The organism is Caulobacter sp. DWR2-3-1b2 (assembly GCF_049896345.1).
Classification (GTDB): Bacteria; Pseudomonadota; Alphaproteobacteria; order Caulobacterales; family Caulobacteraceae; genus Caulobacter.
On record NZ_JAFCUC010000005.1, the window covers coordinates 248867 to 269385 of the forward strand.

The following is a 20519-nucleotide window of genomic DNA, read 5'->3' on the forward strand; positions in this document are numbered from 1 at the left end:
GCGCCAAAGGCGGGCTATTTGAACGGGTGCTCGCCCCAGGCCGGCCAGATGTCGGGGAGGTCGGCGGAGATCTTGTCCGGATAAGCCGGCTGGCGCTTTTCGAGGAACGAGCTGACGCCTTCCTTGGCGTCGCCGGCCGCGCCGCGCGACTGGATGGCCCGGCTATCGGCCTTGTGGGCTTCCATCGGATGATCGGCGCCGGCCATGCGCCAGAGCAGTTGCCGCGACAGGGCGACGGAGACCGGAGCGGTGTTATCAGCGATCTCGCGGGCCAAGGCGCGGGCGGCCGAAAGCAGGTCCTCCGGTGCGTGCAGCGAGCGGACCAAACCGCGATCAAGGGCCTCTTGGGCGCTGAACACCCGACCGGTGAAGCACCATTCCAGCGCCGTCTGCATGCCGACCAGACGCGGCAAGAACCAAGATGAGCAGGCCTCCGGTGTGATGCCCCGCCGCGCGAAGACGAAGCCGAACTTGGCGTCGGTCGAGGCCAGGCGGATATCCATCGGCAGTTGCATCGTCACCCCCACGCCCACGGCGGCGCCGTTGACGGCGGCGATGATCGGCTTGAGGCTTTCGTACATCCGCAGCACCACCCGGCCGCCGCCGTCGCGATAGATGTCGCCGACCTTGCCCTCCTCGCGCTCCAGGGCCTGGGGCGAGGTGCGGTCGAAGGTGGCGCCACCGCCCGACAGGTCGGCGCCCGCGCAGAACGCCCGGCCGGCCCCGGTGACGATCACCACCCGCACCGCGTCGTCGCCGTCGGTCAGGTCGAAGACGTCGATCAGTTCTTTCATCATCCGGGCGGTGAAGGCGTTGAGCTTCTCAGGGCGGTTCAGGGTGATGGTCGCGATCCCGTCCTCGACGGCATAGAGCAGGGTCTCGAAGCTGGGGGCGGCCATGGGTGTTTTTCCTCCTGATTTCAGCGCTACTCAAACACGCGTATGAACCAGCGGCAACTACCGCATACCTGCTTCCGTGACGACACCCTTGGACTTCCCGTCAGACCTGCGCATTGTCTGGTGAACGCCGATCACGCAGAAACACGCGGGACGGATCAAGGGAAGAAACAGGGAGGATCCGATGACATCGATCATCGAGGCCGACTACATCGTGGTGGGCGCCGGCTCAGCCGGTTGCGTGGTGGCGGCGCGGCTGTCGGAGGACGGCCGGCACAAGGTGCTGTTGCTGGAAGCTGGCGGCGACGACCGGCCGACCAAGAACCTTTCGCAGTTCATGTCCAACCTGATGATCCACATCCCGGTCGGCTATGCGACGACCCTGAAGGATCCCAAGGTCAACTGGCTATATGAGACCGAGCCGGACCCCGGCACCGGCGGTCGCTCGCACGTCTGGCCGCGCGGCAAGGTGCTGGGCGGCTCGTCCTCGATCAACGCCATGCTCTATGTGCGCGGCCAGCGGGCCGACTATGACGGCTGGCGGCAGATGGGCGCGGCGGGCTGGGGGTGGGACGACGTCCTGCCCTATTTCCGCAAGTCCCAGCACCAGGAACGCGGCGACTCTGACCTGCACGCCACTGGCGGTCCGCTGAACGTCGCCGACATGCGCGACAACCACGCGGTTTCGCAACGGCTGATCGACGCCTGTCATCAGGCCGGCATCCCCAGCATCGTCGACCTGAACGGCGAGGAGCAGGAGGGCGCGACCTGGTTCCAGGTCACCCAGAAGAACGGCGCGCGCTGCTCGGCGGCGGTGGCCTATCTGCATCCGGCCATGAGCAGGCGCAACCTACGGGTCGAGACCAACGCCTTGGCCAGCCGGGTGCTGTTCGAGGGCAAGCGCGCCGTCGGCGTCCAGTTCCGCCAGAACGGCGTCAATGTCACCGCCAAGGCGCGCGCCGAAGTGATCCTGGCGGGCGGGGCGGTCAATTCCCCCCAACTTCTTCAACTCTCCGGGATCGGCCCGGGCGCCTTGCTGGCCGAGCATGGGATCGCGGTGATCCGCGACCTGCCCGGCGTTGGCGAGAACCTGCAGGACCACTATGTCACCGGCGCGCGCTTTCGCCTGAAGGCCGGGACGATCTCGGTCAATGAGCAGAGCAAGGGCGCGCGGCTGGCTGGGGAAGCGCTGAAATACCTGTTCACCCGCAAGGGCCTGCTAACCCTTTCGGCGGCCCATGTGGCGGCCTTCTGCAAGTCTCGGCCGGACCTGGCCGGCCCCGACATCCAGTTCCATATCCTGCCGGCCACCATGGATCTCGAAAAGCTGTTCAACGAGCAGAAGATGGAGCTGGAGAGCGCGCCAGGCCTGACCATCGCGCCCTGTCAGCTACGCCCCGAGAGCCGGGGCCACATCCGCATCAAGTCGGCCGACCCGGCGGCCCATCCGGCGATCTTCGCCAACTACCTGTCCGACCCGCTGGATCAGGAGGTGACGGTGGCCGGCCTGCGCTGGGCCCGCAAGATCGCGGCCCAGCCGGCCATAGCTCCGCTGATTGATCATGAGATGAACCCTGGACCCGAGTTCGAGAGCGACGAGATGCTGCTGGCCTATGCGCGCGCCTCGGGTTCGACGATCTATCACCCGGTCGGCAGCTGCCAGATGGGGTCCGGACCGATGGCGGTGGTCGATGAGCGGCTGCGCGTGCGCGGCGTCACCGGCCTTCGGGTCATAGACGCCTCGATCATGCCACGCCTGGTCTCGGGCAACACCAACGCACCGACCATCATGATCGGCGAGAAGGGCGCGGCGATGATCCTGCAGGACGCCACCGCGATGGTCGCCGCCTGATGGTCCTAGGCGCGGGCGTCGATCAGATCAGTCCGCGAAAAGTCGTCGCCGACAAAAAGCAGCGGCGCGCCTCGGGTCTTGGCCAGGGCGTAGGTGAAGGTGTCGCCGAAGTTCAGTTGGGCGGGATGGCCGGAGCCCTTGCCATAGGCGATACGGGCGCGGATCGCTTCGCGGCCTTGGGTCTCGTCGACGGGGATCAGGGCGATATCGAGTTGGCCAAGCAGGTCGTCGATGCGGGCGTGGGTTACGCCACGAGGTGTGAGGACCGTCGCGGCTTCGACATAGCTGGCCATCGACAGCTCCCGCGCCGTTGTGCTCATGAGACAGGTCAGCAAAACCGTTGCGATAGGCTCGTCCAGCGCGATGGCGACAATCACCGACGTGTCGACGACGATCACGTTCGCGCCGCTCGCTCAGCCGCCAGCATGGTCAGATCCCGGTCGTCTCCACCCGCCTCAATCCACTCTTCCTCAGTGACTGGCCTTCGATCAACGTCGCTCCAACTGGACACGAGGTTCCTGATCCGCGCGACGAACGCTTCCGGCGTCTCGGTTCGTGCCGACGTCTCGCGCTCAAGCCGCTCCTTCAACGCAACCGTCACGGCCTGCGTCATGGTCTCGCCGGTGAGCTTGGCTAGGTCTCGCGCCAGTTGGTCGGCCTCTCGCGTCTTGATGCTGAGCGCCATGTTCGGCTCCGTTTCTAGAAAGCCAATCTAGACCTATTTTCCGTCAAAGTCACCGAGACGCCAAGATGCACCCTTCGATCCACGCCCAGACCCAGCCCGACAAGCCTGCCTACGTGATGGCCAGCTCTGGCGAAACGGTGACCTACGGCCAGCTAGACGCCCGATCGAACCAGGGGGCGCAGTTGTTCCGGTCGCTGGGCCTGAACCCGGGCGACGTCATCGCCCTGCTGATGGACAATACTCCGCGCTTCTTCGAAATCGCCTGGGCGGCGCAGCGCGCGGGGCTCTACTACACCTGTGTCTCCACCAAGCTGACGCCCAGCGAGGTCGAGTACATCGTCAAGGATTGCGGGGCCCGGGTGCTGATCATCAGCCCTGGCCTCGACGCCATCGCCGAAGCGGTCGCGCCATTGATCGTCGGCGTGCGGCTGTTTCGGGTTGGCGGCGCGCGCGACGCCTTCGAGGATTTCGAGGGGGCGCAGGACGCCATGCCCTCGACGCCGATCCCCGACGAAACGGCGGGGTCGGACATGCTCTACTCGTCAGGCACCACTGGACGGCCCAAGGGTGTCAAGCCGGCCTTGAGCGGCGGGCCGATCGACGCGCCCAACGCCCTGCAGATGATGGCCCAGGGCCTGTTCGGCTTCACCGCCGACAGCGTCTATCTGTCCCCCGCCCCACTCTACCACGCCGCTCCGCTACGCTGGTGCATGACCGTGCACAAGCTGGGCGGCACGGTGGTGGTGATGGAAAGGTTCGACCCCGAGGACGCGCTGGCCCTGATCGAGCGGCACCAGGTCAGTTGCGGCCAGTTCGTGCCGACCCACTTCGTGCGAATGCTGAAATTGCCCGAGGCGGTGCGGACACGGTACGATGTCTCGTCGATGCGCTCGGCGATCCACGCCGCCGCCCCCTGCCCCGTGCCGGTCAAGGAACAGATGATCGCCTGGTGGGGGCCGGTGATCTTCGAATATTACGCAGGCACCGAGGGCAACGGGTTCTGCTGGATCAATTCGCAGAACTGGCTGGCTCACAAGGGTTCGGTCGGTCAGGCTGTGCTGGGCGAACTGCGGATCTGCGACGAAGACGGCGAGGCGCTGCCGCCGCGTGTCGAGGGCGCGGTCTATTTCGCCAACGGCCCTGCGGTGAACTACCACAACGCCCCGGAGAAGACGGCCGAGAGCTACAACCAGCATGGCTGGACGACGCTGGGCGACGTGGGCTGGGTCGACGAGGAGGGCTATCTCTACCTGACCGACCGCAAGAGCTTCATGATCATCTCTGGCGGGGTGAACGTTTATCCGCAAGAGATCGAGAACCTGCTGATCACCCATCCCAAGGTCGCCGACGCCGCCGTGGTCGGCGCCCCGCACGAGGAAATGGGCGAACAGGTGGTGGCGGTGATCCAGCCGTTGGACTGGAACGTCGACCAAGCGCTTCTGGCGGAGGAGCTGATGGCCTTCGCGCGCGCCAATCTGAGCCACGTCAAGTCGCCGAGGCGGATCGACTTCATGGCCGAACTCCCCCGGCACGCCACAGGCAAGCTCTACAAGCGACTGATCCGTGACGCCTACTGGGCCAAGGAGCACGGCCGCGTCGTTTGACACGCGGCCCTCGGGCCCCTGGCTGGCGTGTGAATTGCTAACCCTTGGCCTATGCTCAAGTTTAATACACGACACTGATGCTTTTCAGAGATGATCACCCCGCGGCCCGGCAAGAGGCTTTTCGCCGCGCCGCGCCGAACCGCGTCGCCAGGTGGTTTGGCCCTGAGTTCGATCACGCGTTCGAGGTCTGGGACGCCAAACGCCGCCTCTGCAAGCGCCTGATTTCACTGCTGTTGGTGGTCGCGACGGTGACAATCGGCGGCGTGTTTTTCCTGCGTTTCTCACCGCTCACCGCGCACGACACCTGCCTGGATGCGGGAGAACAGTGGACCCAAGGACAGTGCGATAGCGCCGACTGACGCCTTCGCGTCCCCAGGTCCGGCTTCGCCGGCCAATCAGGCTGACGCTTGCCTGTCGCCGCGCCCCATGCGAGCAATCAAACAAACGTTTAGAGCGCTTGGGAGAAACGCCATGAAGGAAGTCGCTTACGCCGACATCGCCAGCCTGATCGGGCAAGAGATCGGGGTTTCCGACTGGGTCGAGATCAGCCAGGAGCGGGTCAACCAGTTTGCCCAGGCCACCGGCGACCACCAGTGGATCCACGTTGATGTCGAACGGGCCACCAAGGAAATCGGCGGTCCCATCGCCCACGGCTTCCTGACCCTGTCTCTGATCCCGATGCTGGGCGCCGGGATCCTCCGGGTCACCGGCGTGACGCGGGGCATCAACTATGGCTGCGACAAGGTGCGGTTCACCGGCATGGTCCGCGTGGGCAAGAAGGTGCGCATGCGCCAAAAACTGCTCAGCGTCGAGCCAAAGGCTGGCGGCCTTCAGATGAAGAACGAATGCACCATCGAAATCGAGGGCGAGGAGCGCCCCGCCTGCGTGGCCGAGACAATTTCGATCATCTACGGGTAGATGCAGGCCAAACAAAACGGCCGCGGATCGCTCCGCGGCCGGTAGCTTGTCTAGACGTTGATCAAGCTACTTCTTGATCGCGTCGCCGATCTTGTCCTGGGCCTGACCGACCTTGTTCTGGACGTCGCCCTTGATCTTCTGGGCCACGCCTTCGGCTTCCAGGCGTTCATTGCCGGTGGCCTTGCCGGTGGCTTCCTTCACGGCGCCCACGCCCTTGTCGATAGCGCCTTCAACACGATTGGTGCTCATGACTTGCTCCTGTTGGAATTGAACTCCCCGTAGAAACGGAGGCCTATGAGCAAGGTTCCTTTGTCGGACAGCCTAGGTTTGGAGCCTAGCGACCGACCGCCATCTCCGTGGCGGAGACGGCGGCGGCGGCCTGGGTAGCGGCGCGCGTGGCGGCCTGGCTAGGCGCGCCGGAGGGTTTGGCGGGCTTGGCCTGGATGAGCGGCGGCGCGACCAGCTTGTCGATCAAGGCCGCGGTCTCGCGGATATATTTGGCATGGGTGACGATGCCGATCTCGAGACGCTCACCCGACAACTCGACCTGCTGGGTCAGCATGCCGGCCACGAACTGCACTTCCTGGCTCTCGGCCGAACCAGGCCTGCGACGCGCGCCCTGGGCCATGAACACCGGCCCACCGGAATTGCCGGGGAACACCGAAAAGTCCATCAGGAAGGTCGGGAACACGCTCGCCGGGGCCAGGGGATAGGACGCCACGCGCCCCGAGCGCAGGATCGGGAAGCCGGCCGCATTGGCAGAGAGGCCGCGCGGGAAACCCAGCGCCATCATCTCGTCGCCAGGACCCAGGTTGTACTTGTTGAAGGTGTCATCCTGGGCCAGCCAGGCCAGGGGGATCGCGGCCTTCGCGAAGTCGGGCGGCGCTTCGACGACGATGGCGGCGATGTCGCGCATGGGATGCTTGGTCCACAGCGGGTGGTCGCCTTCTCGGATCTTCAGGGTGTGGGGATCGTAGCGCCAGACGCCGTCGGCGCTCTGGATGCGATAGCCGATCTTGGCCGACACGCCAGGCATCTTGTCGAACACGTGGGCGGCGGTGACCAGGATGGTGCGTGGACGACCGTCAGGTGTGGGGTCCTCGATCAGGAACCCCGTGCCGACCGTGCGCGACCCGTCACCGAGCGACTGTTCAAGCTGCACGGTCGCCTGGATCAGATCGACCGACAGGTCCCAAGCCATCTACGCCCTCATGCCCCCGATTCACTGTACGCGAGCGCCAGTTTGACCAGCGTCGTTAACCCGCACAAGTTGGCGTTCTGACGCATCCGTGAGGGAAATCTGCCCGTGAACCGGCGCAAAATGATGACGAGCGCGGCAGCGGTGCTTACGTCAGCATCGGCGATCCATCCTGGGGCCGCCCAAGCCGAGAGTCCCATGCCTGAGTCGAAGCCTCCGATCGCCCCCGTCGCCACCAAGATTCCGCTGCGCACCACGCAGCTGGGCCGGGTGCGCGTCGATGACTATGCCTGGATGAAGGATGACAACTGGCAGAAGGTCCTCCGCGACCCGACCCTGATCAAGCCCGAGGTCAAGGCGCACCTGACGGCCGAGAACGCCTATGTCAAGGCGATGCTCGCGCCCACCGAACCGCTTCAGAAGGCGATGTTCGAGGAGATGAAGGGCCGCATCAAGGAAGACGACGCCTCGGTGCCCGCCCCCGACGGGCCGTTCGAATATTATTCGCGCTTCGCCATCGGCGGCCAGCATCCGATCTTCGCGCGCCGGCCGATCAGCATCGAAGAACGTTTGGCCGACGCTGTTCCCAGTGCGCCCATGATCGGGCTGAAGGTCGCAGGCACGGAGGAAATCCTGCTCGACTGCGACGCCTTGGCCAAGGGCAAGGCCTATAGCCAGGTCAGCGCCGCCGACCACAGCCCCGACCACAAGCTGCTGGCCTATGCCGAGGACGCGCAGGGGTCCGAGGTCCACCACATCTATGTGAAGGACCTGGCGACCGGCGAGATCCTAAAAGAGCCCGTCGAAAGCAGCACCGGCGACTTCGCTTGGTCGCCAGACTCGCAATGGCTCTTCTGGACCCACCGCGACGACAACGGCCGCTCCGACAAGATCTACCGCCGACCGGCGCGTGGCGGCTTGAAGGACGATGTGCTGATCTATGAAGAGCCCGACGACGGCTTCTTCGTCAGCGTCGGCACCACAAGCTCCGAGGCCTTCATCCTCATCAGCGCCGGCGACCACGAAACCTCCGAGACCCTGATCATCCCGGCCGGCGATCCCACCGCCACACCCACCTTGGTCGAGCCGCGCACCGTGGGCTTGCGTTACTCGGTGGAGCACTGGGACGGCCGCTTCGTCATCCTGACCAACGCCGACGACGCCATTGACTTCAAGCTGGTCGAGGCCCCCGTCGAAACGCCCGGCCGCGCCCATTGGAAAGACTTCGTGGCCCACAGGCCGGGCCATTTCATCACCGGCCTGTCGGCCTACAAGGGCCATCTGGTTCGCGTGGAACGGGTGAGCGCCAACACCCGGATCATCATCACCGAGCGAGCCGGCAGGACCGAGCGTCCGATCGTCATCGACGAAGAGGCCTATGTCCTCAGCCTCGAGGGCGGCTACGAGTTCGACACCCCCGTGATGCGCTATGTCTACCAGTCACCGACCACGCCCCGTCAGTGGTTTGACTACGACATGACCACGGGCGAGAGGACGCTGCGCAAGACCCAGGAAATCCCGTCGGGCCATGATCCCGCCGCCTATGTCACCAGGCGGCTCTTCGCCAAGGCCGCTGACGGCGCCGAGGTGCCGGTCACCGTGCTGATGAAGAAGGGCGTGTCGCTGGACGGCTCGGCGCCGCTGCTGCTGTACGGCTATGGCAGCTATGGCATGTCGATGGATCCGTCGTTCTCGATCCGCAATCTCAGCCTGGTCGACCGCGGCTGGATCTGGGCCACCGCCCACGTGCGGGGCGGTTCGGAAAAGGGCTATGGCTGGTTCCTGGACGGTCGCAAGTTCACCAAGAAGAAGACGTTCACCGACTTCATCGCCTGCGCCGAGCACCTGCACGGCGAGGGCTACGGTGCGGCGGGCCGCACGGTGGCCTATGGCGGCTCGGCCGGCGGCATGCTGATGGGGGCGGTCACCAACCTGCGCCCCGACCTGTGGGCCGGGATCATCGGGGCGGTGCCGTTCGTCGATGTGCTCAACACCATGAGCGACACCTCCCTGCCTTTGACGCCGCCGGAATGGCCCGAATGGGGCAACCCGCTGGAAGACAAGGAAGCCTACGACTACATCGCCAGCTATTCACCCTACGACAACGTCTCGGCCAAGCCCTATCCGGCCGTACTCGCCACCGGGGGATTGTCGGACCCGCGCGTCACCTATTGGGAGCCAGAGAAGTGGACCGCCAAGCTGCGAGAATATTCGACCAGCGGTGACCCCATCCTGCTGAAGATCAACATGGAGGCCGGCCACGGCGGCGCGTCGGGGCGGTTCGACTTCCTCAAGGAAATCGCCTTGGACTACGCGTTCGCGGTCTGGGCGGTGGACAAGGGATGGAAGGCTTGATGGACGGGACGCGCACGAAGGTCCTCCCCCTGTGGGGCAGGCGGCGCGCAGCGCCGGTGGGGGGATACGTCGGCCGCTGGATCACTCCCCCCACCGTCGGCTTCGCCGACACCTCCCCCATAGGGGGAGGACTTACATGACCGTCACGATCCGCCCCTCCACCGACGCCGACCTGCCGGCCATTACCGCCATCTACGGCTGGAACGTGCTCAACGGCTTGGGCACCTTCGAGGAGATCCCGCCGGACCTGACCGAGATGACTCGGCGACGCGGGGGCTTCCTCGACAAGGGCATGCCCTATCTGGTGGCCGAGCAGGACGGCGTGGTGCTGGGCTATGCCTATGCCGGCCCGTTCCGTCTGCGTGCCGCCTATCGCTACACCGTCGAGGACAGCGTCTATGTCGGACCCGATGCAGTCGGCAGGGGTGTAGGCAAGGGCTTGCTCTCTGCCCTGATCAACGCCTGCGAGGCCCAGGGCCTGCGCCAGATGTGCGCGGTGATCGGCGACAGCGGCAACGCGGCATCCATAGGTCTCCACGCCGCCCTCGGCTTCGAGCAGAAAGGCGTCTTCCCCGCCATGGGCTACAAGTTCGACCGCTGGGTGGACCTGGTCTGGATGCAGCGCGCCCTGAACGGCGGCGGCTCGCGCGAGCCGGACGCGCCCGGTATGGCGCTGAGCGGGGTGTGATGCCTTCCGCGCGGCGGCCCTGATGCTACTGGCCGCTGGCGAGACGGGGGATGGCGTAAACCGCTTGATCGATCGCCAGCATCCGCACGATCTCTTCATGGAGCTGTCGGCCAGCTACAGCCATCCGCTGGGCGGCGGTTTCGACGGATCTCTGTATGCTGGTCTGCCCGGCGAGCCGGCGTTCGGACCGCCGGCCTTCATGCACCGCCAGGCGGCGATGGACAGTCCCGAGGCCCCGATCAGCCATCACTGGTTCGACTCGACCCACATCACCTTCGGTGTTGTAACGGCCGGTGTATCGCGCGACCGCTGGAAGCTGGAAACCAGCGCCTTCCGCGGCCGCGAGCCCGATCAGAACCGCTACGATATCGAGACCGGCCGATTGGACAGCGTCTCGGCCCGCGCCTCGTGGAACCCGCCCCCCAACTGGGCGCTGCAGGCCAGCTGGGCGCGGATCAACAGTCCCGAGGCCCTTGAGCCTGACGACAACGAGGCCCGCACCTCGCTCAGCGCACTCTACGTCCGCCCCCTCGGCGACGAGGGTTCCCTGAGCGCCACCCTGGCCTGGGCTCGCAAGGACCGCATCCCCGGCGACGCTCTGCAGGCCTGGCTGGCCGAGGGCGCGATCCGGCCCAATCCGCACTGGACGATTTTCCCCCGCGCCGAGCAGGTGGAACAGGACGAGCTGGCCGGCCATCACGGCGGGGCCTCAACCGTGCGCAAGCTGTCGGTGGGAGCGATCTACGAGATACCGTTGTCAGCTACCGTCAAGCTCGGCTTTGGCGGCCTGGTCAGCGCCTTCGACGCCCCGGCGTCGCTCGGCTACGACGAGCCGACCAGTACGATGGCGTTCGTGCGACTCAAGATCGGCTGAGGCCAAGAAAAACCCCCGCTGTGGCCAGCGGGGGTTTTGATCTTACGACCCGTGAAGAGGTCGATTTAGCCCTTGCGACCGCGCGGAGCCTTGGCCTTGCGGCCGCCTTGACCCAGGCCGAGCGCCTTGGCCATGGCCGAGCGGGCTTCACTATAGGCCGGGGCGGTGGTCGGATAGTCGTTGGGCAGGCCCCACTTGGCCTTGTACTCCGCGACGGTCATGCCGTGCGTGGTCAGGTGACGCTTCAGGGTCTTGTACGGCTTGCCGTCTTCGAAGCTGATCAGCGCGTCCGGCGTAATGCTGCGGCGGATTTGAGCTGCGGTAGCCTTCGTAACCGTCTCGACGGGAGCGGCTTCAGGAGAACCAATACCGGCAAGTGCATCATGAGTCGCGCGAATCAGCGCCGGCAGGTCGGAAATCGACGTGCTGTTATTGGCGACGTAATTGGCGACGATCTCGGCGGTCAGCTCGATCAGGGTTGCCTTGTCTTCCACGAGTGTCTCTCCGATGTGTCTTTGACTTGCAATTACACCCACCTCGCCGAAATACAAGTACTCAATCTCGGTAATCGCCTTGGCCAATATCGCCAGCCAAGCGAATCTTGAGAACAGCAACCAGACAGCCCGCTGCGAACTAAACCAGAGGCGGCGTGCGAAGCGTGGCTTTTCCCATCGGGGTAACCGATCTTGGGCCGGTGTTGTTCGAACGAAAGTTACACCGCTGCAATGATTCGCCGCCGGATCAGATCAGGCAAAGATCAACGTTCGGCGCGGGCGACCGTCATGGTCAATCGCGCTTGGCCTTGAATCATAAAGACTTGTCGATGTGTTGTGGTTTTCGATCAGCTTGATCATGGTCGCTTGAGCGCCTGTTCGCGACCCTTGGCTTGAGGGTTCTGACCTCAGGACGCCTTTACCGCGCGATGAATTCGGCGCTCCCGGCCAAGGCCTCCCGCCCGTTCATCGGGGACGAGCCGCGGGGATGCGAGACGCTCAAGCAAAAGCTGTGGAAAATTCCAGGACGCCGCGGGAACGACCTCCTGCGGGAGGCCGCCAAAGGCGGAAGCTTATCTTGGAGGAAAGAGAAGTGGCTGGGGAACTAGGACTCGAACCTAGAACGACGGTACCAAAAACCGCTGTGTTACCATTACACCATTCCCCAGCAGGAACGGCGAAACCCCGTAGGGCCCGGCGAGGCGGTGGAGATAGCGCAGGAGTCGGATGGATGCAACGTTGCTTTGAACTTCTTTTTCCGGGGCGTTTTTTGTCGCTTGCGAGAGCGTCGGGCCGCCTCTATAAGCCGCGCTCCAAGTCGGAGTGTGGCTCAGTCTGGTAGAGCACTGCGTTCGGGACGCAGGGGTCGCAGGTTCAAATCCTGCCACTCCGACCATCATTTTCCCGAAAATTCGCCAAAACTGCATCCTTATCCCCTCCGGAGCGAACGTCTTTAGGCGCGCCGGGGCCAGGTTGCGCGCTGTTCATTTGACCGCGCCGCAACTGTCGCTACTAGCTTGCGCGACAATAGGCAGCAGGACGTCCGATGAAGCAGTTTCTCATGACCGTGGCCGGCGTCTTCGTCGGCCTGGTGTTGTTTCTGGTCGGCGTCCCCTTCCTCCTGATTGTCATGGCCGCCTCGGCGACCCGCCCCGCCCCGGTTCCCGCCCACACGGTGCTGCAGCTCGACCTGCGCGGGGGCCTTTCGGACCAGGACTCCCAGAGCCCCTTCGCGGCTTTCAGCGGCGGCGGCGGGCGGTCGGTGATGTCGATCATCGAGACCCTGCGCCGCGCTGAAACCGACGACAAGGTCAAGGGCGTGCTGGTGCGCCTGCCCGAGGGCGGTATCGCCCCGGCCTCGGCCGACGAGCTGCGCCGGGCCTTCAAGCACTTCGAGACGGTCGGCAAGAAGCCGGTCTTCGCCCACAGCCAAGGGATCTATCCTTCGGGCCTGGTCACCTCGACCTACATGCTGGGCGCGGCGGCCAACGAGTTCTGGATGCAGCCTGACAGCTCTCTGCAGGCGGTCGGCGCGGCCAGCGAGGAAATGTTCTTCAAGCGCTTTTTCGACAAGTACGGCGTCAAGGCCGACTACGAGCAGCGCTACGAATACAAGAACGCGGTCAATCCTTATCTCTACAGCGACTATACGCCCGCCCACCAGGAATCGACGCTGTCGTGGATGGGGTCGGTCTATAACACCGCCCTGATCACCGCCGCCCAGGATCGCAAGATGGACCCCGCGATGCTGATCAAGACCATCGAGGCGGGCCCTTACAGCGCCCAGGAGGCCCAGGCCAAGGGCCTGATCGACAAGGTCGGCCAGGTGAAGGACATCCAGGACGCCATGCTGGCCAAGGCCGGCAAGGGCGCAAAGCTGATGGACTTCGACGACTATGTTGCGCGCGGCAAGCGACCGCCGGCCAAGACCGGTCCGACCATCGCGGTGGTCGGCGCCGAAGGCGCGATCATGACCGGCACGGGCTCGGGCGGCTCGCCGTTCGGCGGGGAGAGCACGATCTATTCCGACGACGTGGCCAAGGACCTCTACGACGCGATCGAGGACAAGGACGTCAAGGCGATCGTCTTCCGCGTTTCCTCGCCCGGCGGATCGGATACGGCGTCGGAGCAGATCCTGGCCGCCGTCAAGGCCGCCAGGAAGGCGGGCAAACCCGTGGTGGTCAGCATGGGCACCTATGCGGCCTCCGGCGGCTACTGGATCAGTTCGGGCGCCTCGGCGATCGTCGCCGAGCCGACCACCCTGACTGGCTCGATCGGCGTGTTCGGCGGCAAGTTCGCTTTGGGCGAGGCCCTGTCGCGGTTCGGCGTCGATACCCGCGAGGTCCATGTCGGCGGCGACTATGCCGGGGCGTTCGGCACGGGCCAGGGCTTCACGCCCGACCAGCGCGCCAAGTTCGCCGGCTGGATGGACCGGATCTATGCGGGCTTCGTGGCCCGGGTCGCCGAGGGCCGCAAGCTGCCGCCGGAACGGGTGCGCGAGATCGCCAAGGGCCGGGTGTGGACGGGCGTCCAGGCCCAGCAGCTGGGCCTGGTCGATGAGCTGGGCGGCTTCTATGAGGCGGTCGACAAGGCCAAGAGCCTGGCCAATATCAAGGGCGACGTGAAGCTGAAGAAGATCGGCGGCTCGGACTCGCCGTTCGAGGCCATCGAGAAGGTGCTGGGCGTCAGTTCGACCTCGATGCGCACCGTGGCCGCCTCCGCCTGGCTGCTGGGCGACCCCCGCTCGCAGTCGATCCTGGACGAAATGGCCAAGGCCCGGCTGCGCGCCTCGCCCAGCGGGGCCTCGGTGCTGGCCGATACGCCGGTGCGGTAGGCTTTCGCCTGGGGATGAAAGAAGGGCCGTCCGAGCGATCATCGGGCGGCCCTTCTTCGTTGGCGGTCCTCCCCCTGTGGGCCCCTGTGGGGGAGGCGGTCGCGCAGCGACCGGTGGGGGGAGGTTTGGGGTCTTCGATCATGGGCGCCCGGCATCCGATGGGGGACAGGCGCATGCGCCTGTCCCCGTCAGCAGGCGCGGGTTCACGCTCACGCGCCGAAGCTGCGATGGGTTGGAGAGGGTGCGAAGCGCCCGGGCTCCGCCCGGAGGTTTTGCAGTAGATGTACCGTTTCGACGAAGACGAGCGCTTCGCGTGGCCTTCAGACGGGAGCCATCGACGCGCGGGGTCTTAACCCGCTTTCGAAGTGGGCCCCCGGCGGGCGGAAGGGCGGCTAACCCTTCCGGACCGTGCGGGCGATTTCAGCCCGCACCTGTCGGCCTGCCCGCCTACCCCGGGCGCCAGAGTTTTGTCACCAAGGGTGAACCTGCTCCGAACCGACCTGGGGCGCTCCTTGTGAGAGCACGGCGGCCAAGCCTTCCCGCTCGTCCACCCCTGAAAGCCGCCTCGGTCGCCGTACGTGCGCCCTCCCCGTGCTCTCAGGTGCAAGGAGTATGAGGCCATTGGGAAGCCCAAGGATCGGAAACCTGCGTTTTCCCGCAAACTATCGAAATCATTGAGCTTCTTTTCGGCGGCAGTGGGGATGGACGGCCCCTCCGTATGCTGGAGGCCGCCCAAAGAAAAACGGCGGGCTCCAAGGAGCCCGCCGCCATTCCGTCAAAGGTCCGTCGCGACGATCAGAATTCCCAATCGAAGCCCAGCCGAACGGCGCGAGCCGGCACGTACTGGATCGGGTTTCTGTAGTGCGAGTCAGTGTTGCCCGAGTCGTCTTCACCCAGTTCCCAGGCCTCGGTGATGGTCCGAGTGTTCAGGAGGTTGGTGATGTCGGCCCGGAGGGTCAGACCGCCCGGGACGAACTTGGTGGTCGGGACAAGGTAGCGCACCGACATGTCCAGACGCGCCGACCAAGGCGTTTCGAAGGACGAGCCCCGCGGAACGATCTTGCCGCCGCAGGCGAACGACGAAGCGCCGTAGCCCGAGTTGACGATGTCGTCGGTCGGGTGCAGGCCAATACAGCCGTAGTGCTTAGGCGACAACACCAGAGCGTTGGCGCCGATCAGCAGGCTGTCGGTGATCGCGTAGGAACCGAAGGCCTTGAAGACGTGGCCGTGGTGGTTCGGCAACAGGCCGTAAGCGCCGTCGGTCAGGCTGACCTGGTCGAAGTCCTGGGTGATGCCTGAGTCGGTTTGTCCGTTGCCGGCGTCAGACTTCACGAAGCCTTCGTAATTGCCCTTCGATTCGGACAGGACGTACGAACCTTGGAAGCCCCACTTGCCGTCGAAGGCGCGTTCGACCTGCAGTTCCAGGCCGAGATATTCACGCTTCACGGCCGGATAGCCCAGATCAGCCCTGGAGAAGCTGATGGTGCGAGCCGTGGATTCACCAGGCAGCGGTTGGCGCAGGGTGATGGTCGAGGCTTCGCCCGGGTTGATGATGGTGTACTGACGGAAACCGCTGAAGCCGCGGCACCGCGTCTGGCCAGCGCGAGGGCCCGCCGTGAAGGTGGTGCAACCCGGGGTCGGAACGGCGACATTGTAGGTCGCGCCGCAGCCAACGATGCCGTTCTTGGTGCAGTAGTTACGCACGGAGGAGTCGATCGCCACGTCTTCCGAAACCCGGTTCAGGTTGCGGTAGGTCAGGGTGGCACTCGCCTTCCACAGGGAGTCGAACTGGTGTTCGTACCCGATGATATATTCGTCTTCCTGAGTCGACTTCAGGTTGTGGCTGGTGTTGGCCGCGAACGGCTGCAGCGAACCGTCGCCACGAACGGCGCAGCCGACCGCGTCCGTGATACCGGGAGGCGTCACGCCATTGACCGGCGCCGGGCAGGCGGCGGCCGAGGTGAAGCCCGGATTGGTCGTGACGGTGATCTGGGTGCCCCGGATCGGCGTACCGTCAGCGCCCAACTTCGCGCCTTGAGGCGCGGTGAAGAAGGTGTCGATGTCGTAGCTGGCGGTCGCCTGGCGAAAGGCCGTGTTCGACGCAACCGGCAAATAGTAGCGGCCGAAGTTGCCAAACACCTTGTCGTTGCCGGTGCTGAACGGATCGTAGGTGAACCCGATACGCGGACCGATCTCGTTTTTGAACTCGATGAAGGTTTCGCTGCCCTTTGAGGTCCGAGCGCCGCTGTTTTGGAACTTGTCCTTACGGACGCCCAGGTTGAGGGTCAGGTTCGAGGTCACGTCCCACGAATCCTGGATGTAATAGGCTTCGTTCTGGCCCTCGAAAACGCCGCCGGTGTTGAACGTCCGGCCCTTGACGTAGATCTGCCCTGCGGGAACGCCACGCGAGTCAGTCGCGCCGCCCGCGAGGAAGTCCCAGTCCGTGCCCAGGCCGGGATACTTGTTCACGTGATCCAGCGTCAGGTCTTCGTGGTCCATGCCTACGCGAATGTGGTGCTTGCCGAACAGGCTGAAATAGAAGTCAGCGTCTACGCGGTAAAATTCGCGCTTGGTACCGTAGCTTGAGTCGTAAGAGCTGGTCTTTTGACGGCTGATGACCGTGGTTTCACCGGGGTGAGCCGGATCAGCGGTGTTCGTCACATAGTTGCCCGACAGGTTTTGCGGGGTGATGCGATAGTCATCCTTGGTCACGCCATAGGCGGCCGACAGGGTGAACCAATCGGTGAAGGTGCCCGTGTACTTGCCGACATAGTTGGCGCCGCCTAGCGAGAACAGCGTGCCGTCGAGGCGATCACCGATGGTGTCGGTGGTGCCGTCGAAGTTGTAGTCGCGGGTCTTGCGCTTGAGCGAGCCCTTGGTGTCGAAATAGGTGAATTCAAGGTGCTGACGGTCGGTGATGTAGCCGTCCAGCTTGACGCCGTAGAAGGGGTCGCGCTGGGTGTCAACGTTGTACGACCCGCCGGTGATGTTGCCGAAGCGGTTTTCTTGGTCGCGCAGCTGAGCCAGGGCGAAGAAGAACAGCCGGTCCTTGATGATCGGACCGCCAGCTTCCAGGGTCAGCGACTTGTTGTCGGTCTTGGCTAGCTTGCCGCGACGCAGAAAGGTGTCTTTTTGGTCTTCCTGAAGGCCGTCGGGCTCATATTGGCCACGAATGGCGAACTTGAACTCGTTGGTGCCGGCCTTGGTGACGGCGCTGATGATGCCGCCGGTGGAGCGACCGAATTCGGCTGGATAGCCGCCGGTCTTCACGTCAACCGACTTGTAGAAGTCGAACGGAACCGTCGAACCACCGAGATAGTTGTCGAAGTTGGTGATGTTCAGGCCGTTAACGTAAAATGCGTTTTCAGCGACCGACGAACCGCCGATGGCCGGCTGGCCGCGGAAGTTGGCGTTGCTGCCCTGAACCGCGCCCGGCGCCAGCAGCACGACGCTGGTGATGTTGCGGGTGATCGGGACCTGCTTAGTCAGGGTTTCCAGATCGACCGATAGGCCGGTGGTGGTGCCGGCAAAGTCGAGCTGCGGGTTGGCGGTGGCGGTCACCACCACTTCCGAAACCGAAGCGTCAGCCGAGGTCAGCGTGAAGCTGTAGGCGCTGTCGCCACCCGGACGCACGGCGACCGAGCCGTCGCTCGTCGGCTGGAAGCCATCTTTCGCGATCGCGACCGAGTAGCCACCTTGCGGCACCAACGGGACGCGGAACTGGCCGCTGTCGTCGGTGGTCAGGGCGCGGGTGAAGCCTTGACCGAGTGACTTGACGGTGACGGCGGCGCCGGCAACTGGCGCGCCGCTTGCGTCGCGGACGGTGCCGCTCAGCGTACCGCTCGTGTAGTCCTGCGCCGAGGCCAGGGTCGGGACGGCCGTGGCGATCGCCGTGACGGCGAGCGGCGCGGCGATCGTGGCCAGGCCGGCCAGCAGCGTCGACGCCAAGAGACGCGCGCGAGCGCTGCCTTGGGTGGAAATCATCTTCATATTATCCCCTCTAGCGCGGCGGAGCATCCTGCCGCCCGCACGAACCCCCGAAAGGGGACGTTACGTTCGGTCAATCTGGATTTTCGCCCCAACTCCACCACGAGAACTTAGGTGTCCCGGAAAACATTTCCCCGGTTGGTCTGACGTTAGGAGCCGCGCCGCCGATGGGTCAATTGCCATTACTATTCCGTAATAACATCGCCTCAGGCTGTCGCATTATCGCAACACGAACGCCGCATTTCTGACGAACACCGCTCAGATTTTCCGCAAAGCGATCCAAAACATGGCCCCCACCCCCCATAGACCCTTGGTTGGACAGGCAAATTCGACCCACACGCCGTCGCGCGAACCTCCGCCGCGAGGTCGAGCGTTCAATCGGGTAAAACACCCCGCGATTGATTGACTTTCGCGAAAGTCATCCGGCATTCGTTGGTAACGTTAGTTTATAATTGTCGTATGTCAGTGTGAATCAGAATTTTTTCTCGCAGATCGTCTAAAGTTCGGACAGGTTTTGCCGCCAACGGTCGTTGCGCAGGGGCCCGCGAGCCGGGATGATGCGCCCTTCAAAGACGCCTCGGCGCAGTTGCAAAGTGACACCTATGACCAGCTTTCGACGCGTAACCGACTCGCTTTCGGTCAGCCCGCAGATCGGCCTGGAGGATTTGAGCCGCGTGGCGGACGAGGGATTCGTTCTGGTGATCAATAATCGGCCCGACGGCGAGGAGCCGGGCCAGCCGTCCAGCGCCGAAGTCGAGGCGGCCGCCCAGGCCGTTGGCCTGGCCTATGTCCACATTCCCGTGCACGGCGGACCCACGCCGGACCAGGTCGAGGCGGTTCGGCGGGCGGTGGCCTCGGTCGAGGGGCCGGTGCTGGCCTTCTGCCGCTCGGGCACGCGCTCGATCATCACCTGGTCGATCGGCCAGGCCACATCCGGCGCTGCGGATCGCGACGTGCTGGTGCGGCAAGGCGCTGAAGCCGGGTACGACCTGTCGGGCGTGCTCGGCCGCTAGGCTCAGTTGTTGTGGGTCAGGGCCACCCGGGCGGCCATCGCCGAAGGCTCGGGTTCGCAACTGGCCAGCACGAACTGGGCCGTGATGAGACACAGGATGGCGAAGGCCGCGCGCTGGAGCCGTTTTGAGACAAAAATCGCTGTGTCGGCGGCCATGATCCGTGCTCCGTTTGGTTTACGTCTCGTTAATCGCAAGACCGGCGCCGTGACAGGCCCAGAGGTGCAGATGATCCCCTTCGTTCGCGAGATCGAGTTCGAATACGGCCGCTGCGACCAGGTTTCGCCGCTGATCCGGCGGGTGATCGCCGACAATCCGGGGCCGTTCACCTATACCGGCACGGGCACCTATGTTGTCGGGCGCGGGACCGTGGCGGTGATCGATCCCGGGCCGGACCAGGACGGGCATTTGCAGGCTCTGCTGGCGGCGCTGGATGGCGAGATCGTCAGCCACATCCTGGTCACCCACCATCACAGCGACCACTCTCCCCTCGCCCGCCCGCTGGCCAAGGTCACCGGTGCGACCATCCACGGCCGCCGCGCGCCGCATCTGGCCGAGGTCTCGCCGGACGTGATGGTCGAGGCTGGCGACGACGAGGGCTTCCGGCCCGATGTCGAGATCACCGACGGCGCCGTGTTCGAGGGTCCGGGCTGGACGCTGCGGGCGGTGACCACCCCGGGCCACACCTCCAACCATGTCTGTTTCGCCCTGGCGGAGGAGAACGCTCTGTTCAGCGGCGACCACGTGATGGGCTGGTCGACCACGGTGATCACCCCGCCCGACGGCGACATGGGCGACTATTTCGCCAGCCTGGAGAAGGTGAAGGCGATGGGGTTCGACACTCTGTGGCCGACCCACGGCTCACCGGTTCGCGAGGTCGAGCCCTTCATCCGGGCCTATGCCGACCATCGGCGCGCGCGCGAGGCCCAGGTGCTGGCGGCCCTGTCGCAGGGGCCGATCACGATCAAGGCCATGGTCCCCACTCTCTACGCCGCCGTGGATCCGCGCCTGCACGCGGCGGCGGCCATGTCGGTGCTGGCCCACATGCTGCTGCTGGTGAAGCAGGGGCGCGTGGCCTGCGCGGGCGTGGCGGGGCTGGACAGCGTGTATCGGCTGGCCTGAGGC

The 20519-nt window shown here is 64.9% G+C and carries 17 protein-coding genes, 2 tRNA genes and 1 pseudogene; 11 read left to right on the plus strand and 9 right to left on the minus strand.

The window, feature by feature from the left end; all coding sequences use genetic code 11:
- Positions 1 to 14: 14 nt before the first annotated feature.
- The gene (locus ACP694_RS15145; RefSeq protein ID WP_426013680.1) at positions 15 to 899 is read right to left on the minus strand and encodes a crotonase/enoyl-CoA hydratase family protein; all 885 of its coding nucleotides are present in this window, start codon (positions 897 to 899) and stop codon (positions 15 to 17) included.
- A 181-nt stretch (positions 900 to 1080) separates the two neighbouring features.
- On the opposite strand from ACP694_RS15145, the gene ACP694_RS15150 reads away from it, so the two are divergent.
- Positions 1081 to 2748: a GMC family oxidoreductase gene (locus ACP694_RS15150; protein ID WP_426013682.1), complete on the plus strand. Its 1668-nt coding sequence runs from the start codon at positions 1081 to 1083 to the stop codon at positions 2746 to 2748.
- 5 nt (positions 2749 to 2753) lie between these two features.
- Here ACP694_RS15150 and ACP694_RS15155 read toward each other — a convergent pair whose 3' ends face one another.
- Both ACP694_RS15155 and ACP694_RS15160 read right to left on the minus strand, forming a co-directional pair.
- Complete coding sequence (locus ACP694_RS15155; RefSeq protein ID WP_426013684.1) at positions 2754 to 3146, minus strand: type II toxin-antitoxin system VapC family toxin; 393 nt, start codon at positions 3144 to 3146, stop codon at positions 2754 to 2756.
- Positions 3143 to 3433, minus strand: coding sequence for a type II toxin-antitoxin system VapB family antitoxin (locus tag ACP694_RS15160; RefSeq protein ID WP_426013686.1), 291 nt, complete (start codon positions 3431 to 3433; stop codon positions 3143 to 3145). Before ACP694_RS15160 ends, ACP694_RS15155 begins: the two co-directional genes overlap by 4 nt.
- Before the next feature lie 65 nt (positions 3434 to 3498).
- Here ACP694_RS15160 and ACP694_RS15165 point away from each other — a divergent pair, with 65 nt between their 5' ends.
- From ACP694_RS15165 to ACP694_RS15175, 3 genes are all read left to right on the plus strand, one after another.
- The gene (locus ACP694_RS15165; protein ID WP_426013687.1) at positions 3499 to 5037 is read left to right on the plus strand and encodes an acyl-CoA synthetase; all 1539 of its coding nucleotides are present in this window, start codon (positions 3499 to 3501) and stop codon (positions 5035 to 5037) included.
- Between the two features lie 77 nt (positions 5038 to 5114).
- Positions 5115 to 5396, plus strand: coding sequence for a hypothetical protein (locus ACP694_RS15170; RefSeq protein ID WP_426013689.1), 282 nt, complete (start codon positions 5115 to 5117; stop codon positions 5394 to 5396).
- A 112-nt stretch (positions 5397 to 5508) separates the two neighbouring features.
- On the plus strand, positions 5509 to 5955 hold the full coding sequence (locus tag ACP694_RS15175; protein ID WP_426013691.1) for a MaoC family dehydratase: 447 nt from the start codon (positions 5509 to 5511) through the stop codon (positions 5953 to 5955).
- A gap of 61 nt (positions 5956 to 6016) precedes the next feature.
- On the opposite strand, the pseudogene ACP694_RS15180 reads toward ACP694_RS15175, so the two are convergent.
- Both ACP694_RS15180 and ACP694_RS15185 read right to left on the minus strand, forming a co-directional pair.
- Positions 6017 to 6204: pseudogene (locus ACP694_RS15180) on the minus strand (CsbD family protein).
- 85 nt (positions 6205 to 6289) lie between these two features.
- Entirely contained in the window at positions 6290 to 7156 is an 867-nt protein-coding gene (locus ACP694_RS15185) for a trypsin-like serine peptidase (RefSeq protein WP_426013692.1), read from the minus strand.
- Between the two features lie 105 nt (positions 7157 to 7261).
- Here ACP694_RS15185 and ACP694_RS15190 point away from each other — a divergent pair, with 105 nt between their 5' ends.
- From ACP694_RS15190 to ACP694_RS15200, 3 genes are all read left to right on the plus strand, one after another.
- The gene (locus ACP694_RS15190) at positions 7262 to 9508 is read left to right on the plus strand and encodes a S9 family peptidase (protein WP_426013694.1); all 2247 of its coding nucleotides are present in this window, start codon (positions 7262 to 7264) and stop codon (positions 9506 to 9508) included.
- 136 nt (positions 9509 to 9644) lie between these two features.
- Positions 9645 to 10196: a GNAT family N-acetyltransferase gene (locus tag ACP694_RS15195; protein ID WP_426013696.1), complete on the plus strand. Its 552-nt coding sequence runs from the start codon at positions 9645 to 9647 to the stop codon at positions 10194 to 10196.
- Between the two features lie 22 nt (positions 10197 to 10218).
- Complete coding sequence (locus ACP694_RS15200) at positions 10219 to 11070, plus strand: hypothetical protein (RefSeq protein ID WP_426013698.1); 852 nt, start codon at positions 10219 to 10221, stop codon at positions 11068 to 11070.
- Positions 11071 to 11135: 65 nt separating this feature from the next.
- Here the strand turns inward: ACP694_RS15200 and ACP694_RS15205 are convergent, their stop codons facing one another.
- Complete coding sequence (locus ACP694_RS15205) at positions 11136 to 11564, minus strand: MucR family transcriptional regulator (RefSeq protein ID WP_426013699.1); 429 nt, start codon at positions 11562 to 11564, stop codon at positions 11136 to 11138.
- A 593-nt stretch (positions 11565 to 12157) separates the two neighbouring features.
- Positions 12158 to 12231 (minus strand) — tRNA-Gln (locus tag ACP694_RS15210).
- Between the two features lie 151 nt (positions 12232 to 12382).
- On the opposite strand from ACP694_RS15210, the gene ACP694_RS15215 reads away from it, so the two are divergent.
- Positions 12383 to 12459, plus strand: a tRNA-Pro gene (locus tag ACP694_RS15215).
- A gap of 150 nt (positions 12460 to 12609) precedes the next feature.
- The gene (gene sppA, locus ACP694_RS15220; RefSeq protein WP_426013701.1) at positions 12610 to 14397 is read left to right on the plus strand and encodes a signal peptide peptidase SppA; all 1788 of its coding nucleotides are present in this window, start codon (positions 12610 to 12612) and stop codon (positions 14395 to 14397) included.
- Positions 14398 to 15192: 795 nt separating this feature from the next.
- On the opposite strand, the gene ACP694_RS15225 is transcribed toward sppA, so the two are convergent.
- Positions 15193 to 18387: a TonB-dependent receptor gene (locus ACP694_RS15225; RefSeq protein ID WP_426013703.1), complete on the minus strand. Its 3195-nt coding sequence runs from the start codon at positions 18385 to 18387 to the stop codon at positions 15193 to 15195.
- 599 nt (positions 18388 to 18986) lie between these two features.
- Here ACP694_RS15225 and ACP694_RS15230 point away from each other — a divergent pair.
- Positions 18987 to 19397, plus strand: coding sequence for a TIGR01244 family sulfur transferase (locus ACP694_RS15230; protein ID WP_426013705.1), 411 nt, complete (start codon positions 18987 to 18989; stop codon positions 19395 to 19397).
- 2 nt (positions 19398 to 19399) lie between these two features.
- On the opposite strand, the gene ACP694_RS15235 is transcribed toward ACP694_RS15230, so the two are convergent.
- A complete protein-coding gene (locus ACP694_RS15235; protein ID WP_426013707.1) occupies positions 19400 to 19552 on the minus strand; it encodes a hypothetical protein in 153 nt (50 codons plus the stop codon).
- Between the two features lie 70 nt (positions 19553 to 19622).
- Here ACP694_RS15235 and ACP694_RS15240 point away from each other — a divergent pair, with 70 nt between their 5' ends.
- Positions 19623 to 20516 carry an MBL fold metallo-hydrolase gene (locus ACP694_RS15240; RefSeq protein WP_426013709.1) on the plus strand — a complete coding sequence of 298 codons (894 nt, stop codon included), beginning with the start codon at positions 19623 to 19625 and terminating at the stop codon, positions 20514 to 20516.
- The last annotated feature ends 3 nt before the right edge of the window (positions 20517 to 20519 follow it).

What these genes read in the sequence shown, in the direction of transcription:
- ACP694_RS15145 (WP_426013680.1), bottom strand. Translation starts at nt 899, where the DNA reads ATGGCCGCCCCCAGCTTCGAGACCCTGCTCTATGCCGTCGAGGACGGG.
- ACP694_RS15150 (WP_426013682.1), top strand. Translation starts at nt 1,081, where the DNA reads ATGACATCGATCATCGAGGCCGACTACATCGTGGTGGGCGCCGGCTCA.
- ACP694_RS15160 (WP_426013686.1), bottom strand. Translation starts at nt 3,433, where the DNA reads ATGGCGCTCAGCATCAAGACGCGAGAGGCCGACCAACTGGCGCGAGAC.
- ACP694_RS15165 (WP_426013687.1), top strand. Translation starts at nt 3,499, where the DNA reads ATGCACCCTTCGATCCACGCCCAGACCCAGCCCGACAAGCCTGCCTAC.
- ACP694_RS15170 (WP_426013689.1), top strand. Translation starts at nt 5,115, where the DNA reads ATGCTTTTCAGAGATGATCACCCCGCGGCCCGGCAAGAGGCTTTTCGC.
- ACP694_RS15175 (WP_426013691.1), top strand. Translation starts at nt 5,509, where the DNA reads ATGAAGGAAGTCGCTTACGCCGACATCGCCAGCCTGATCGGGCAAGAG.
- ACP694_RS15185 (WP_426013692.1), bottom strand. Translation starts at nt 7,156, where the DNA reads ATGGCTTGGGACCTGTCGGTCGATCTGATCCAGGCGACCGTGCAGCTT.
- ACP694_RS15195 (WP_426013696.1), top strand. Translation starts at nt 9,645, where the DNA reads ATGACCGTCACGATCCGCCCCTCCACCGACGCCGACCTGCCGGCCATT.
- ACP694_RS15200 (WP_426013698.1), top strand. Translation starts at nt 10,219, where the DNA reads ATGCTACTGGCCGCTGGCGAGACGGGGGATGGCGTAAACCGCTTGATC.
- sppA (WP_426013701.1), top strand. Translation starts at nt 12,610, where the DNA reads ATGAAGCAGTTTCTCATGACCGTGGCCGGCGTCTTCGTCGGCCTGGTG.
- ACP694_RS15225 (WP_426013703.1), bottom strand. Translation starts at nt 18,387, where the DNA reads ATGAAGATGATTTCCACCCAAGGCAGCGCTCGCGCGCGTCTCTTGGCG.
- ACP694_RS15230 (WP_426013705.1), top strand. Translation starts at nt 18,987, where the DNA reads ATGACCAGCTTTCGACGCGTAACCGACTCGCTTTCGGTCAGCCCGCAG.
- ACP694_RS15235 (WP_426013707.1), bottom strand. Translation starts at nt 19,552, where the DNA reads ATGGCCGCCGACACAGCGATTTTTGTCTCAAAACGGCTCCAGCGCGCG.
- ACP694_RS15240 (WP_426013709.1), top strand. Translation starts at nt 19,623, where the DNA reads ATGATCCCCTTCGTTCGCGAGATCGAGTTCGAATACGGCCGCTGCGAC.